The sequence below is a fragment of the Leclercia sp. S52 genome (assembly GCF_039727615.1).
Taxonomy (GTDB): domain Bacteria; phylum Pseudomonadota; class Gammaproteobacteria; order Enterobacterales; family Enterobacteriaceae; genus Enterobacter; species Enterobacter adecarboxylatus_B.
Genome location: NZ_CP152474.1, coordinates 3628179 through 3643645, shown reverse-complemented (window position 1 = coordinate 3643645; position 15467 = coordinate 3628179). Strand labels below are relative to the sequence as shown.

Here is a 15467-nt window from a genome sequence, read left to right as displayed (position 1 = left end):
TCAGGGCGTGCTGATCACCACCGCCACGCGGCGGTTTTCGGCACGTCCCTGGCCGGTTTTATTGTCCGCAACAGGATATTGCTGACCCAAACCCTGGGTTGTCAGATTGCTGCGTGGAATGCTGGCGCCCTGCGCCCAGGCATCGGCCACCACATTTGCCCGCTTCAGGGATAATGCTTTGTTGTAGCTCTCTTCGCCGTAGTTATCGGTATGGCCGTCCATTCGTGCGTGCTTCAGGCCCGTTGCGGCAAGTCGCGCAGCCATGCTTTTAATCTGCTGTTCGCTCTCGGGCTGCAGCTTATACTCGTTTTTACCAAACAGGATTTTCGCGGAGAGGCCAAGCGACCAGTCACCGTTCATCTCATTAAAGCCGTAAGACTTCATGGCGGCGACCTGCTCAGCGGTAAATTTGCCCTGCGGCGTCTGGCATCCGGCCAGCAGCATTGATGCCATAAACAGCGGTGCGACGTATCGCCTTAACATAATGTGTTCCTTTCTACGGTGTGATTTTCGAACGCTGGTGCTTCACCAGATACATATTCCGGTCGGCTTGCTCCAGTAACGCTTCAACGGAGTGGTGCTGCCAGCTCAGCGCGTAGCCAATACTGAGTGACATCCGGGAGGAGAACCCGTTGTGCAGTTCATAGGACGGGCTGAATTGTTGCCTCAGCGCGGCGCAGAGGCGCAGCACTTCTTGTTCTGAATGGACGTCATACAGAATGATGGCAAACTCATCCCCACCCAGACGGTAAGATTGATGCTGTGCACCGCCAAACTCGACCATTCTGCGGGCCACTTCTATCAATACACAATCGCCCGCGGTATGACCCCAGGTATCGTTAATACGCTTAAAGTCATCCCCATCCAGATAGAGCAGGGCGGCGTTGGTCCGCGCGGAGGCGTCATTCATCAGCGCCGCAATGTGGGTGCGAAAGGCGGCCCGGTTAGCCAGACCGGTGAGCGGGTCATGCATAGCGGTGCGCATCAGCTGGGCGTTTTTGGCCTGTAGTTTTAGCTGCCACTCCTCCATCTCATCCAGCAGGCTGTTAAAGTCCTGACCGAAGCGATGAAATTCATCAATCCTCTCCTGGGATACCCGACGGGAGAAGTTGCGGTTTGTACGTACGTCATGCACCACATCGGTAATGTTTTGCAGGGCGGCTACCACGCCATTATGCAGGGAGCGGGTGATGGTTAACGCCACCAGAGAGGCAAACAGAAGGCAGCCGGTTAACACCGCCAGCGATGTCCAGAGGAAGTGGCCGATCAGGCTATCCCGCGCGGTGAGGTGTAACTCACCGATCGGCAAATTATTGTGCCAGACGCGCTGTCTGATGGGGTGCGGGAACAACCACTGGCTGACCAGCTGGCTGAGCGGATCCGCTTCGTCGTTCGGTCCCATCGACCAGGCGGCAAAGCGATTATCGTAACGATCCAGCAGTTCCGCTGCCGAGAACTGCCCTTGCTTGCCGAGCGAGGCCAGCGCTTCGTTGGCGGCAGTGGCATCATTAAAGACCAACGCCGCCTCCAGGCTGCGGCTCATGGTAGCGCTGGTTAATTCAAGGTTGCGTTGCGCATACTGTTTCAGCGTCACCACGGAAGCAATACACAATAATAACCAGACAAGCGTCATTGTAATGAGGACGCTAATTATACTGATACGCCGCAGGGTTCTTTTGAACGTAAGACGCGGCGCTGAGAACATTTCCTTATTCATGCTTTTTATTCCGTGCGAGCATTAACACATCAGGATTGACTCTGACTCCGCTGCGCGACAGTACGTCCAGATTGACGGAAAACCTTACTCTGGCACTGTCTATTATCAGGCAGAAAGCACTACCTATAAGGCATTGCGGATTATGCTCCGCAATTAATAGTAACGGTCTGGCATGCAGCGCCTGACTTAATTCAAGCTGGTGGGTCGGAGTTTCATCACCAAAATAGAACGCGTGACATTCTGCACCCAATGCTTCCCCATCGTCATGAATAATGACGGGGGTATAGGGCAGCGCGTCCGGTCCCTCGCTACTGAGCGCCTCAACATAGTGGGAGGAGGCAAAGATGCACAAATTCGGCTTGCCGGAGAGCGCAGGCCAGCGGGTGTAACTGACGATCCCGGAGACAATAGAGCGTACTGCTTTATCCGTTTCGGATAACGTTCCGCCAATAGCGAGCCCATAGGGCATAGATAACATCAGTACCAATGCCACACGGTACCAGGAGATAAGAAAAAAGTTACACACCAGAATCCGCCATACCACTCTGGAAATAGTAGTCCTTGAGTTTCGCCGGAAGAATACCATTTTTTACCCGTACAGTCATTATGCCAAAAGCATATTCAGGGACTTAAGTAAAATCTCACTCTTTTAATTAGCAGCGCTGACGTTAACAAGATTAATTTAAACGGCTGGCTTTTGTTCCTTCATTCATTCCCTGTTGCCAGGCGGTACGAAGGGTAGTGGCGTTTTCTGCTGTGTCACAGCTGGCGGGGAATATTCGGCCGGCTAACCCCCAGGCGTAAACAAAGTTTTCCTGACATATTTTTTGCTGGCCATCTTTATATCCGCTGAGATAGTCGGAACGATCCACCTTGGGGTCGTTAAAATTAGCGGCAAGGCTTTCATTGGATTTTACCGCCACGCCATTCATGGCGTCTTCTTTACCGGCATCATACCAGTCGGTTCCCGTCCAGTGGGGTTGATGGGTGTAAGGATCGATCTGACAGGCAGTTAATAACAGGCACAACAGCGGGGTAACAATCAGGCGCATAAGACATTCTCCCTTTTCCATTGAGCATAGCCTGGCGGTAAGAATGCAGACTGTAATTTTTACGTTACACAATAATCGAATGTTTTTTGCTTTAAATTGGGTGATGTAAAGTATTATTTACGTATTTTGGATTGAAATCTTTACTCGGTGTGGTATCGTTGGGCTTCCTCATCGAGGAAACAACTATCGCAAACGAGCTTCCAGGATCGCAATCATGCAAAAAGACGCGCTGAATAACGTACATATTAGTGATGAACATGTTCTGATCACTCCGGATCAACTGAAAGCGGAATTCCCGCTGAGCGTTGAGCAAGAGGCGCAAATCGCGCACTCCCGCCAGACCATCTCCGACATTATTGTCGGGCGCGATCCGCGTCTGCTGGTGGTATGCGGTCCGTGCTCCATTCATGATCCAGAAACCGCCATCGAATATGCGCACCGTTTTAAAGCCCTGGCCGAGGAGGTCAGCGATAGCCTCTACCTGGTCATGCGCGTCTATTTTGAAAAACCCCGCACCACCGTCGGCTGGAAAGGGTTAATTAACGATCCGCACATGGATGGCTCGTTTGATGTGGAAGCTGGCCTGAAGATTGCGCGTAATCTTCTGGTGGAGCTGGTGAATATGGGGCTGCCGCTGGCAACGGAAGCGCTGGATCCGAACAGCCCGCAATACCTGGGCGATCTGTTCAGCTGGTCCGCCATTGGCGCGCGCACCACTGAATCGCAGACGCACCGTGAGATGGCCTCCGGCCTCTCCATGCCGGTTGGCTTCAAAAACGGTACCGACGGTAGCCTGGCAACAGCCATCAACGCCATGCGTGCCGCAGCCATGCCGCACCGTTTTGTCGGCATCAACCAGGCCGGCCAGGTCTGCCTGTTGCAGACCCAGGGCAACCCGGATGGCCACGTCATCCTGCGCGGCGGCAAAGCGCCTAACTACAGCCCGGCAGATGTAGCCCAGTGTGAAAAAGAGATGGAACAGGCAGGACTGCGCCCGGCACTGATGGTAGATTGCAGTCATGGTAATTCGAATAAAGATTACCGTCGTCAGCCTGCGGTGGCGGAATCCGTCGTCGCGCAGATTAAAGATGGCAACCGTTCGATTATTGGCCTGATGATTGAGAGCAACATCCATGAGGGCAATCAGTCATCAGAACAGCCGCGCAGCGCCATGAAGCATGGGGTTTCCGTCACCGATGCCTGCATTAGCTGGGAAACCACCGACGCGCTGCTGCGTGAGATCCACAAAGATTTGAACGGCCAGCTGGCGACGCGTCTGGCTTAAGAGGTTTGTTATGGTTGCTGAATTGACCGCCTTGCGCGATCAAATTGACGAGGTGGATAAGGCGCTGCTGGATTTGCTGGCGCGCCGTATGGCGCTGGTCGCGGAAGTTGGCGAAGTAAAAAGTAAATACGGTTTGCCAATTTACGTGCCGGAGCGCGAAGCCTCCATGCTGGCATCCCGGCGTAAAGAGGCCGAGGCGCTGGGCGTCTCACCGGATCTGATTGAAGATGTGCTGCGCCGCGTGATGCGTGAGTCTTACTCCAGCGAAAACGACAAAGGCTTCAAAACCCTCTGTCCGACGCTGCGCCCGGTGGTGATTGTCGGTGGCGGCGGGCAGATGGGGCGTCTGTTTGAGAAGATGCTGACGCTCTCTGGCTATCAGGTGCGCATCCTCGAAAAAGAGGACTGGGCGCGGGCGCAGACGATGGTTGCCGATGCGGGCATGGTCATCGTCAGCGTGCCTATTCATGTTACTGAAGAGATCATTGCTAAACTGCCACCGCTGCCGGAAGACTGCATTCTGGTCGATCTGGCCTCGGTAAAAAATGGCCCGCTGCAGGCGATGCTGGCCGCGCATAACGGCCCGGTGCTGGGGCTGCACCCGATGTTCGGTCCGGACAGCGGCAGCCTGGCGAAGCAGGTGGTCGTCTACTGCGATGGCCGTCAGCCTGAAGCCTATCAGTGGTTCCTGGAGCAGATTCAGGTGTGGGGCGCTCGACTGCACCGAATTAGCGCCGTCGAGCATGACCAGAACATGGCCTTTATCCAGGCGCTGCGCCACTTCGCGACCTTCGCCTATGGCCTGCACCTGGCGGAAGAGAATGTTCAGCTTGAGCAGTTGCTGTCGCTATCGTCACCTATCTATCGCCTCGAACTGGCGATGGTCGGTCGACTGTTTGCCCAGGATCCGCAGCTGTATGCAGATATCATTATGTCCTCGGGCAATAACCTGGCGCTGATCAAGCGTTACTACCAGCGTTTTGGTGAGGCGATCACCCTTCTGGAGCACGGTGATAAACAGGCGTTTATCGACAGCTTCCGTAAGGTGGAGCACTGGTTTGGCGATTATGCCCAGCGCTTCCAGAGCGAGAGTCGCATTCTGCTGCGGCAGGCGAATGACAGTCGCCAGTAATCTGATGATGTATATACTGAAAGCCAGCACTGCTGGCTTTTTTTATTTTGGGGATCTGTCATGGCTGAACCACGCGTCTTGTTTGACTATACGGGGCACTTACCTGAGTGCCCGACCTGGAGCGAAGCGGAAAGCGCCCTCTACTGGGCGGATATTCTGGAGGGTGAGATCCACCGCTACCATCTGCCCACAGGTGAACACAGGGTTTTATCCTTCCATGAAGAGGTGGGCTGCTTCGCGCTGCGCGAGGGCGGGGGCTTTATTGTCGCCATGCGCACGGGCATCTGGCTGGCGGACAAGCACGGCCTGCTGCAACGTAAGGTCTGTGATAACCCGTCGAACCCGCAGCTGGCGCGTTTTAATGACGGAGGAACCGACCATTTTGGCCGCTTCTATGCAGGCACGTTCTGGGCGCCGGGCGACTACAACGGCGCTCTGCTGATGCGGATCGATAACGACCTGACGCCGGAGGTGATCCAGTGTGATATCCACGGCCATAACGGTCTGGCATTCAGCGACGACCGGCGCTGGATGTACACCTCTGACACCCCTAATGCAGTAATCTACCGCACGCCGCTGGATGAGCAGGGCGAACCGGGTAAACGGGAGGTCTTTCGCCGGTTCCAGCCGGGGGGAGGGGATACCGGATGGTGCGGCAGTGGATGTGGAAGGCTGTTACTGGAGCGCGCTGTTTGACGGCTGGAGGATCGCCCGTTTTTCACCGCAGGGCGAACAGCTGGAAGAGTACCGGCTGCCGGTGCGCTGCCCGACGATGGTCTGTTTCGGTGGCGATGATATGCAGACGCTGTTTATCACCACCACCCGCGAGAACATGGAGCCGGAGGAAGTGGCGGCATATCCTCTTTCGGGCGCCATTTTCACCCTGCCCGTTAGCGTGGCAGGCGTGAAAAAGGGCCCGTTTATCGCACGTTAAACCGGATCAACCGGGACCACGTTTTCGCTCGGATAGCAGCCCAGCACCTTCATCGAACGGGTGATCTCACCCAGTTCACGCAGGGCTTTCTGCAGGGAAGCAGACTCGAGGTTAGCCTGGATATCGAGATAGAACATCTCTTCCCACGGGTTGCCGTGGATCGGGCGCGATTCCAGTTTGGTCATAATCAGATTGTGGTTGCGCAGCACCAGCAGGGCTTCTACCAGCGCACCGGCCTGCTGACCGGTCGCCATCAGCAGCGTGGTTTTGGCCGGAACCTGATCGGAAACGTTGATCGCCTTACGCGCCAGCACGATGAAACGGGTGATGTTTTGCGTCTGGTTTGCCAGGTTACGTTCCAGCACCTGTAAGCCATACAGCGCGCCGCCCGCTTCACTGCCCAGCGCGGCCACGGTTGGGGAATTAGCCTGTGCGACCTTTTCCATGGCTGCCGAGGTGCTCTCGGTATATTCAATTTTCCAGCCCGGATAGCGGTTCAGGAACTGGCTGCACTGCTGGAAGGGCTGTGGGTGGCTGTAGACCGTCTCGATTTTATCGAGGTCGGTGGTGCCGGATACCAGCACGCAGTGGTCGATAGGGATCGTCATCTCGCCTACCAGCGACAGGGTGGTGTGCTGGAGCAAATCGTACACGTCGTTGATGGCGCCGGAACTGGTGTTCTCAATCGGCACGACGGCGTAATCCGCCTGCCCGGTCTCCACCTGATTAAAGATATCCGCGAACTTCGCGCAGCCGCTCTCAATAAACTCTTCGAAGTGACGGGCAGCGTACTGACGCGCGGCGAGGTGGGAGTAGGAACCTTTCGGTCCAAGGAAGGCAATACGCGCCGAGTGCGGGTTGGTTTTGTTCAGATGCTGCTGCAGCAATGCCTGCTGCGTCAGGACGGAATCTTCAATAATCAGCTGGAACAGGCGGGTGATGTAGTGTGCATCCAGATGATGCGTTTTGCCGAGGTTAATCAGGCGTTCCAGCAGGTCGCGCTCCCGATCGATATCGCGTACCGGACGATGCGACGCCAGCTTTGCTTTTCCTACCTCAACGGCCAGCGCACGGCGCTCGGCCAGCAGCGAAAGCAATTTTTCATCCAGAGCGCTGATCTTGTCGCGCAGAGCCAGTAACGGGTTTTCCGGTGTCATAGCGTTGCCTTAATCATATTATCGTTATCAATAAAAAAGGCCCCCCCGGTGTGGGAGGCCTTGTTGTTCGTCTTCGCATTCTTTATCACACGACGAAACGCCTCCCAATCAGGGGAAGGTAAAAAAGAATGCGAAGAAAAACGGTTTAACGGTCATGGATGATTCCTTCAGAAGACAGACTTAAAGTACCTGTACTGTTTTCACCCTGTCAATAAAAAACAAAAAACGCGCCCGAAGGCGCGTTGGCGATAGACTCAATGTAAAGGATTATTCATCTTCAGCTTCAACTTCTTCTGCGAAGCTGGCGTCTTTCACCGATGTTGTGGCGCGACGGGCTTCACCTTTGTGTTGCACTTTATTGAGCTGCCGTTCCAGCTTGTTAATCAAATCGTTGATGGCGGTGTACATATCCTCATGTTTCGCGCTGGCGACCAGATGGCCGTTTGGAGTATTGATAGTTGCGTCAGCGATGAAACCCTGTGGCTCCTTAGAGAGAATGATATGCGGGTTGATCAAGTGTGTTTGCCATTTATCCAGTTTGGCGAGACGGTCTGCGACGTGCTGGCGGATTGCCGGAGTAATTTCCATTTGTTTACTGGTAATGTTCATTGTCATAAATTTTACCTCTTGTCTTTCCCGTCTTGGTGATTCCAGCATACCGTTCTTAATGTCAATTTGTGTGATCTAAATCACATTTTAATGTCCATTTTTGTCAACGGATTCTTTTTGTGAGGCAGGACAGGAAGAAGTAACTTTTACCTTGTCGCCGGAAGAAATTGCGGCCATAGTTGATAGGATTGGTGCGGGCTAAACCGCTTCAGCTTAGTCTGAAAACGCATAAAAAAACGGCAGCCCTGGGGCTGCCGTTTTGCATCTTACTGAAGGATCAGGAGCTACTGCTGTTAGCGGCAATGATCTTCGCGACTTTGTCAGCCTGGGATGTCATCTGCAGCTCGCGATAGGCATTTTCCATCAGCTTCAGGCCATCGCGTGTTGCCTGGGTATCAGGATAATCACGCAGCATGCCTTCAACACGGTTCACAACGGCAACGTATGCACCGCGGCGGGTATAGTATTCCGCAACAGAGTATTCGTATTTCGCCAGACGGTCTTTCAGGAACACCAGACGTTTGCTGGCATCCGTCACGTACTGGCTGTTCGGATAGCCGCGTACCAGTTTGGAGAAGTCATTGAACGCATCGCGGGCGTGCTGAGGGTCACGGTCTGAACGGTCAACACCAAAGAAACCCTGCAGCGCACTGTCATCCAGCGCCATGTTGGTCAGGCCGCGCATATACATGACGTAATCAATATTAGGGTGAGTTGGATTCAGACGCATGAAGCGATCAATCGTCGCCTGGGCCAGTGGCAGATCGGCATTTTTATAGTAGGCGTAGATCAGATCCAACTGTACCTGCTGGGAATACGGGCCAAATGGATAACGATTATCCAGCGCTTCCAGTTGCGTTATCGCCTGTTTCCAGTTACCGTCCTGGAGCTTTTGCTGAGCAGTCGCATAGATTTCATTCGGCGGATTGTCAGGGACCTGTTCATTCGAACCGGAGCAGCCCACCAAAGCCAGGCTCAACGTGGCCGCTGCCACCAGATATTTCATGCGCGTCATGACGTTTTGACTTTCCTCAAATGTTTGTCCGGGAGAATCTCTTTCCTGCTCCCGATTAAGACCAGCTACAATAGCACACTATATTAAACGGCAAAGCCGTAAAACCCAACGTTAAACGAAGAAGCAGTCTATGGCACAACGAGTAGAACTCACCGCAACAGTCTCCGAAAAACAGCTCGGACAACGCTTAGATCAGGCTTTGGCCGAAATGTTCCCTGATTATTCGCGTTCACGCATAAAAGAATGGATTCTTGACCAGCGCGTGCTGGTAAACGGCAAGATCTGGGACAAGCCAAAAGAGAAAGTGTTGGGTGGGGAAGTGGTCGCCATCAATGCTGACATCGAAGAAGAAGTCCGTTTCGAACCTCAGGATATCCCGCTGAATATCGTCTACGAAGATGACGACATTCTGGTGATCAACAAGCCACGTGACTTTGTTGTCCACCCTGGTGCAGGTAACCCTGATGGCACAGTGCTGAATGCACTGCTGCACTACTATCCGCCGATCGCTGACGTACCGCGTGCGGGGATCGTTCACCGTCTGGATAAAGACACTACCGGCCTGATGGTCGTCGCGAAGACCATTCCGGCGCAAACGCGTCTGGTTGAGTCACTGCAGCTGCGTGAAATCACCCGTGAGTACGAAGCGGTAGCGATTGGCCACATGACTTCCGGTGGTACGGTAGAACAGCCTATCAGCCGCCATCCGACCAAGCGTACCCATATGTCCGTTCATCCTATGGGCAAACCGGCGGTCACGCACTATCGCATCATGGAACATTTCCGCATCCATACGCGTCTGCGTCTGCGTCTGGAAACCGGCCGTACTCACCAGATCCGTGTGCATATGTCGCATATCACGCATCCGCTGGTGGGCGATCAGCTGTACGGTGGCCGTCCGCGTCCGCCTAAAGGGGCCTCCGAGGAATTTATCGCCATGCTGCGTAAATTCGATCGTCAGGCTCTGCATGCGACCATGCTGCGTCTCTATCATCCGATCACCGGCATCGAGATGGAGTGGCATGCGCCAATCCCTCAGGATATGGTGGATCTAATCGACGCCATGCGCGCCGACTTCGAAGAGCATAAGGACGACGTGGACTGGTTATGACCAAACTGATTGTCCCGGAGTGGCCAGCGCCAGAAGGCGTGGCGGCCTGCAGTTCCACCCGTAAAGGTGGCGTGAGTGAGGGGGCCTGGGAGTCGTTAAACCTGGGTGCGCATTGTGGCGACGATCTCAACCATGTTGAAGAGAATCGTAAGCGGTTGTTTGCCGCCGGCCAGCTACCGTCGAAACCGGTCTGGCTTGAGCAGGTTCATGGTACGGCTGTTCTCAGTCTTACCGGGGAATCCTATGCCTCGAAACGTGCCGATGCCTCTTACAGCAATACTCCGGGCACAGTCTGCGCCGTTATGACCGCCGACTGCCTGCCGGTACTTTTCTGCAACCGTGCGGGCACCGAAGTGGCCGCCGCACATGCTGGCTGGCGCGGATTATGTGCCGGCGTGCTGGAAGAGACCGTTGCCTGCTTTGCGGATAGCGCGGATAACATTCTCGCATGGCTCGGCCCGGCGATAGGTCCGCAGGCCTTTGAAGTGGGGCCTGAAGTGCGTGAGGCCTTTATGGCGCACGATCCGCAGGCAGAGACTGCATTTCGCCCGGCGGGCGAGAAGTATATGGCGGATATCTATCAGCTTGCCCGTCAACGCCTGGCCCATCTCGGCATCAGCCAGATCTATGGCGGCGATCGCTGTACCTTCACCGAGAAGGATGATTTCTTTTCTTATCGCCGCGACAAGACCACCGGGCGTATGGCAAGTTTCATCTGGCTGATATAACCTATAGAATCAAGACGATCCGGCACGCGCCGTTTTCTTTTCGCATAATTCAGGTCATTCACCTTGAATAATTGAGGGATGACCTCATTTAATCTCCAGTAGCAATTTTGACCTGTTATGGGAGGAGTTATGCGTCTGGATCGTCTTACTAATAAATTCCAGCTTGCTCTCGCTGATGCCCAGTCACTCGCACTGGGGCACGACAACCAATTTATCGAACCTCTTCATCTCATGAGCGCCTTACTGAATCAGGAAGGGGGATCGGTTCGTCCTTTACTTACGTCTGCCGGCATTAATGCGGGCCAGTTACGTACCGCCATCGATCAGGCCTTGAGCCGTCTGCCTCAGGTAGAGGGCACGGGCGGGGATGTACAGCCGTCCCAGGATCTGGTTCGCGTATTAAACCTTTGCGACAAACTGGCGCAGAAACGCGGCGACAACTTTATTTCATCAGAGCTTTTTGTTCTGGCGGCGCTTGAATCACGCGGCACATTGACCGACCTGCTGAAAACGGCCGGTGCAACCACCGCCAACGTGACGCAGGCGATTGCACAGATGCGCGGAGGGGAAAGCGTGAACGATCAGGGTGCCGAAGACCAGCGTCAGGCATTGAAAAAATATACGGTCGACCTGACCGAGCGTGCCGAGCAGGGCAAACTTGACCCGGTCATTGGCCGTGACGAAGAGATCCGCCGTACGATTCAGGTTCTGCAGCGGCGGACCAAAAATAACCCGGTACTGATCGGGGAGCCGGGCGTCGGTAAAACCGCCATTGTCGAAGGCTTAGCGCAGCGCATCGTTAATGGCGAAGTCCCGGAAGGTTTGAAAGGCCGTCGCGTACTCGCGCTGGATATGGGCGCGCTGGTGGCGGGGGCAAAATACCGCGGTGAATTCGAAGAGCGCTTAAAAGGCGTGCTCAACGATCTGGCGAAACAGGAAGGCAACGTCATCCTGTTTATTGATGAGCTGCACACCATGGTGGGTGCCGGTAAAGCGGATGGCGCCATGGATGCCGGCAACATGCTGAAACCAGCGCTGGCACGTGGTGAGCTGCACTGCGTGGGTGCCACCACGCTTGATGAGTATCGTCAGTACATTGAAAAAGATGCCGCACTGGAACGCCGCTTCCAGAAAGTATTTGTGGCTGAACCGACCGTGGAAGATACCATCGCCATTCTGCGTGGTCTGAAAGAACGTTATGAGCTGCACCACCACGTGCAGATCACCGACCCGGCTATCGTGGCGGCAGCGACACTGTCGCATCGTTATATTGCCGATCGGCAGTTGCCGGACAAAGCGATCGATCTTATCGACGAAGCGGCTTCCAGCATTCGTATGCAGATTGACTCAAAACCGGAAGAGCTCGACAGGCTCGATCGCCGAATCATTCAGCTCAAGCTTGAACAGCAGGCGCTGAAAAAAGAGTCGGATGAAGCGAGTAAGAAGCGGCTGGATATGCTTAATGAAGAACTTGCTGATAAAGAACGGCAATATTCCGGCCTGGAAGAGGAGTGGAAAGCGGAGAAAGCCTCCCTTTCCGGCACCCAGACTATTAAAGCCGAGCTGGAGCAGGCGAAGATTGCCATTGAGCAGGCGCGTCGCGTGGGCGATCTGGCGCAAATGTCTGAGCTGCAGTACGGCAAAATTCCGGAACTGGAAAAACAGCTGGCGGCGGCAACTCAGGCTGAAGGCAAAACCATGCGTCTGTTACGTAATAAAGTGACGGAAGCAGAGATTGCTGAGGTACTGGCGCGCTGGACCGGGATCCCGGTCGCCAGAATGATGGAGAGTGAGCGCGACAAATTGCTGCGTATGGAGGATGACCTCCATCATCGCGTGATTGGCCAGGATGAAGCGGTGGAAGCAGTATCAAACGCCATTCGTCGTAGCCGTGCGGGTTTGTCCGATCCTAACCGCCCGATTGGCTCCTTCCTGTTCCTGGGACCGACCGGTGTCGGGAAAACGGAGCTGTGTAAGGCGCTGGCAAACTTCATGTTCGACAGTGATGATGCGATGGTGCGCATCGACATGTCCGAGTTTATGGAAAAACATTCCGTGTCGCGTCTCGTGGGGGCACCTCCGGGCTATGTCGGCTATGAAGAGGGCGGGTATCTGACAGAAGCGGTTCGCCGTCGTCCGTATTCCGTCATTCTGCTGGATGAAGTGGAGAAGGCGCATCCGGATGTGTTCAACATCTTGCTGCAGGTGCTGGATGATGGCCGCCTGACTGACGGGCAGGGGAGAACGGTCGATTTCCGTAATACGGTCGTCATTATGACCTCGAACCTTGGTTCCGATCTGATTCAGGAACGCTTTGGCGAACTGGATTACGGTCATATGAAGGATCTGGTGCTGGGCGTGGTTAGCCACAGCTTCCGTCCTGAATTCATCAACCGTATTGATGAAGTGGTGGTCTTCCATCCGCTGGGTGAAAAACACATTGCGTCTATTGCCCGTATTCAGCTGCAGCGTCTGTATAAACGTCTGGAAGAGCGCGGCTATGAAATGCAGATTGCAGATGACGCGCTGCAGCTGCTGAGTGCAAATGGGTACGATCCGGTATACGGCGCTCGTCCTCTTAAACGCGCGATTCAGCAACAGATCGAAAACCCGCTGGCTCAGCAAATCCTTTCCGGGAAGCTGATCCCGGGCAAAACGATACAGCTGGTGAAAAAAGACGACCAGATTGTGGCAGTGCAGTAAGTCACAAAAAGGCAAAAACGAGCCCCCCTGGGGCTCGTTTTTTGTTTAAAAACCAGGCAAAAATAGAGGTCTGGATGCGGAATTGCCTGGAAAGTGAGCGGTCAGTAAATAATTTTCACTTTATACTTGCCAGCCCAGAAGAACTGCCTATAATGCGCCTCCACTGACACGGAACAACGGCAAACAGGCCGCCGGGTCAGCAGAGAAAAGTGTGAAATATTCGCTTGACTCTGAAGCGGGAAAGCGTAGTATGCACAACCCGCGCCGCAGCGAAAACGAAGCGGCACTGCTCTTTAACAATTTATCAGACAATCTGTGTGGGCACTCAAAGTGACATGGATTCTTAATGTCTTCGGACAATAAATGAATACCAAGTCTCTGAGTGAACATACGTAATTCATTACGAAGTTTAATTCACGAGCATCAAACTTAAATTGAAGAGTTTGATCATGGCTCAGATTGAACGCTGGCGGCAGGCCTAACACATGCAAGTCGAGCGGCAGCGGAAAGTAGCTTGCTACTTTGCCGGCGAGTGGCGGACGGGTGAGTAATGTCTGGGAAACTGCCTGATGGAGGGGGATAACTACTGGAAACGGTAGCTAATACCGCATAACGTCGCAAGACCAAAGAGGGGGACCTTCGGGCCTCTTGCCATCAGATGTGCCCAGATGGGATTAGCTAGTAGGTGGGGTAACGGCTCACCTAGGCGACGATCCCTAGCTGGTCTGAGAGGATGACCAGCCACACTGGAACTGAGACACGGTCCAGACTCCTACGGGAGGCAGCAGTGGGGAATATTGCACAATGGGCGCAAGCCTGATGCAGCCATGCCGCGTGTATGAAGAAGGCCTTCGGGTTGTAAAGTACTTTCAGCGGGGAGGAAGGTGTTGAGGTTAATAACCTCAGCAATTGACGTTACCCGCAGAAGAAGCACCGGCTAACTCCGTGCCAGCAGCCGCGGTAATACGGAGGGTGCAAGCGTTAATCGGAATTACTGGGCGTAAAGCGCACGCAGGCGGTCTGTCAAGTCGGATGTGAAATCCCCGGGCTCAACCTGGGAACTGCATTCGAAACTGGCAGGCTAGAGTCTTGTAGAGGGGGGTAGAATTCCAGGTGTAGCGGTGAAATGCGTAGAGATCTGGAGGAATACCGGTGGCGAAGGCGGCCCCCTGGACAAAGACTGACGCTCAGGTGCGAAAGCGTGGGGAGCAAACAGGATTAGATACCCTGGTAGTCCACGCCGTAAACGATGTCGACTTGGAGGTTGTTCCCTTGAGGAGTGGCTTCCGGAGCTAACGCGTTAAGTCGACCGCCTGGGGAGTACGGCCGCAAGGTTAAAACTCAAATGAATTGACGGGGGCCCGCACAAGCGGTGGAGCATGTGGTTTAATTCGATGCAACGCGAAGAACCTTACCTACTCTTGACATCCAGAGAACTTAGCAGAGATGCTTTGGTGCCTTCGGGAACTCTGAGACAGGTGCTGCATGGCTGTCGTCAGCTCGTGTTGTGAAATGTTGGGTTAAGTCCCGCAACGAGCGCAACCCTTATCCTTTGTTGCCAGCGGTCCGGCCGGGAACTCAAAGGAGACTGCCAGTGATAAACTGGAGGAAGGTGGGGATGACGTCAAGTCATCATGGCCCTTACGAGTAGGGCTACACACGTGCTACAATGGCGCATACAAAGAGAAGCGACCTCGCGAGAGCAAGCGGACCTCATAAAGTGCGTCGTAGTCCGGATTGGAGTCTGCAACTCGACTCCATGAAGTCGGAATCGCTAGTAATCGTAGATCAGAATGCTACGGTGAATACGTTCCCGGGCCTTGTACACACCGCCCGTCACACCATGGGAGTGGGTTGCAAAAGAAGTAGGTAGCTTAACCTTCGGGAGGGCGCTTACCACTTTGTGATTCATGACTGGGGTGAAGTCGTAACAAGGTAACCGTAGGGGAACCTGCGGTTGGATCACCTCCTTACCTTAAAGAACCTGCCTTTGTAGTGCTCACACAGATTGTCTGATGAAAAGT

13 protein-coding genes, 1 rRNA gene, 1 pseudogene and 1 other annotated feature are annotated in these 15467 nt (G+C 54.2%); of the genes and pseudogenes, 7 read left to right on the top strand and 8 right to left on the bottom strand.

What is annotated here, in order from left to right:
• The 4 genes from AAHB66_RS17415 to AAHB66_RS17400 form a co-directional block, all read right to left on the bottom strand.
• Complete coding sequence (locus AAHB66_RS17415) at positions 1-483, bottom strand: OmpA family protein (protein ID WP_347113795.1); 483 nt, start codon at positions 481-483, stop codon at positions 1-3.
• Between the two features lie 13 nt (positions 484-496).
• Entirely contained in the window at positions 497-1717 is a 1221-nt protein-coding gene (gene dgcN, locus AAHB66_RS17410) for a diguanylate cyclase DgcN (protein WP_347113793.1), read from the bottom strand.
• The gene (locus AAHB66_RS17405) at positions 1710-2195 is read right to left on the bottom strand and encodes a YfiR family protein (protein WP_347116513.1); all 486 of its coding nucleotides are present in this window, start codon (positions 2193-2195) and stop codon (positions 1710-1712) included. The genes dgcN and AAHB66_RS17405 overlap by 8 nt, the downstream gene beginning before the upstream one ends.
• A 199-nt stretch (positions 2196-2394) precedes the next feature.
• Complete coding sequence (locus AAHB66_RS17400) at positions 2395-2769, bottom strand: DUF2799 domain-containing protein (RefSeq protein WP_347113792.1); 375 nt, start codon at positions 2767-2769, stop codon at positions 2395-2397.
• Positions 2770-2983: 214 nt separating this feature from the next.
• On the opposite strand from AAHB66_RS17400, the gene aroF reads away from it, so the two are divergent.
• From aroF to AAHB66_RS17385, 3 genes and pseudogenes are all read left to right on the top strand, one after another.
• On the top strand, positions 2984-4054 hold the full coding sequence (gene aroF, locus AAHB66_RS17395; protein WP_347113791.1) for a 3-deoxy-7-phosphoheptulonate synthase AroF: 1071 nt from the start codon (positions 2984-2986) through the stop codon (positions 4052-4054).
• A 10-nt stretch (positions 4055-4064) separates the two neighbouring features.
• Positions 4065-5186, top strand: a complete 1122-nt coding sequence (tyrA, locus tag AAHB66_RS17390; RefSeq protein WP_347113789.1) for a bifunctional chorismate mutase/prephenate dehydrogenase — start codon at positions 4065-4067, stop codon at positions 5184-5186.
• Between the two features lie 60 nt (positions 5187-5246).
• A pseudogene (locus tag AAHB66_RS17385) lies at positions 5247-6120 on the top strand (SMP-30/gluconolactonase/LRE family protein).
• Here AAHB66_RS17385 and pheA read toward each other — a convergent pair.
• From pheA to bamD, 4 genes are all read right to left on the bottom strand, one after another.
• Positions 6117-7277, bottom strand: coding sequence for a bifunctional chorismate mutase/prephenate dehydratase (pheA, locus tag AAHB66_RS17380; RefSeq protein ID WP_347113787.1), 1161 nt, complete (start codon positions 7275-7277; stop codon positions 6117-6119). The pseudogene AAHB66_RS17385 and the gene pheA overlap by 4 nt on opposite strands.
• Positions 7278-7307: 30 nt before the next feature.
• Positions 7308-7434, bottom strand: a sequence feature (Phe leader region).
• The gene (locus tag AAHB66_RS17375; RefSeq protein ID WP_193767862.1) at positions 7386-7433 is read right to left on the bottom strand and encodes a hypothetical protein; all 48 of its coding nucleotides are present in this window, start codon (positions 7431-7433) and stop codon (positions 7386-7388) included. Its footprint overlaps the feature before it by 48 nt.
• A 110-nt stretch (positions 7435-7544) precedes the next feature.
• Positions 7545-7892 carry a ribosome-associated translation inhibitor RaiA gene (gene raiA, locus AAHB66_RS17370; RefSeq protein WP_142486756.1) on the bottom strand — a complete coding sequence of 116 codons (348 nt, stop codon included), beginning with the start codon at positions 7890-7892 and terminating at the stop codon, positions 7545-7547.
• Positions 7893-8163: 271 nt separating this feature from the next.
• Positions 8164-8901: an outer membrane protein assembly factor BamD gene (gene bamD, locus AAHB66_RS17365; RefSeq protein WP_333855412.1), complete on the bottom strand. Its 738-nt coding sequence runs from the start codon at positions 8899-8901 to the stop codon at positions 8164-8166.
• A 130-nt stretch (positions 8902-9031) separates the two neighbouring features.
• On the opposite strand from bamD, the gene rluD reads away from it, so the two are divergent.
• From rluD to AAHB66_RS17345, 4 genes are all read left to right on the top strand, one after another.
• On the top strand, positions 9032-10012 hold the full coding sequence (gene rluD / locus AAHB66_RS17360) for a 23S rRNA pseudouridine(1911/1915/1917) synthase RluD (RefSeq protein WP_231313846.1): 981 nt from the start codon (positions 9032-9034) through the stop codon (positions 10010-10012).
• Entirely contained in the window at positions 10009-10740 is a 732-nt protein-coding gene (gene yfiH, locus AAHB66_RS17355) for a purine nucleoside phosphorylase YfiH (RefSeq protein WP_347113785.1), read from the top strand. The genes rluD and yfiH overlap by 4 nt, the downstream gene beginning before the upstream one ends.
• Before the next feature lie 129 nt (positions 10741-10869).
• Positions 10870-13443 (top strand): ATP-dependent chaperone ClpB, encoded by a 2574-nt coding sequence (gene clpB, locus AAHB66_RS17350; protein WP_347113783.1) that lies wholly within the window; start codon positions 10870-10872, stop codon positions 13441-13443.
• A gap of 431 nt (positions 13444-13874) precedes the next feature.
• Positions 13875-15416 (top strand): 16S ribosomal RNA (locus AAHB66_RS17345).
• The last annotated feature ends 51 nt before the right edge of the window (positions 15417-15467 follow it).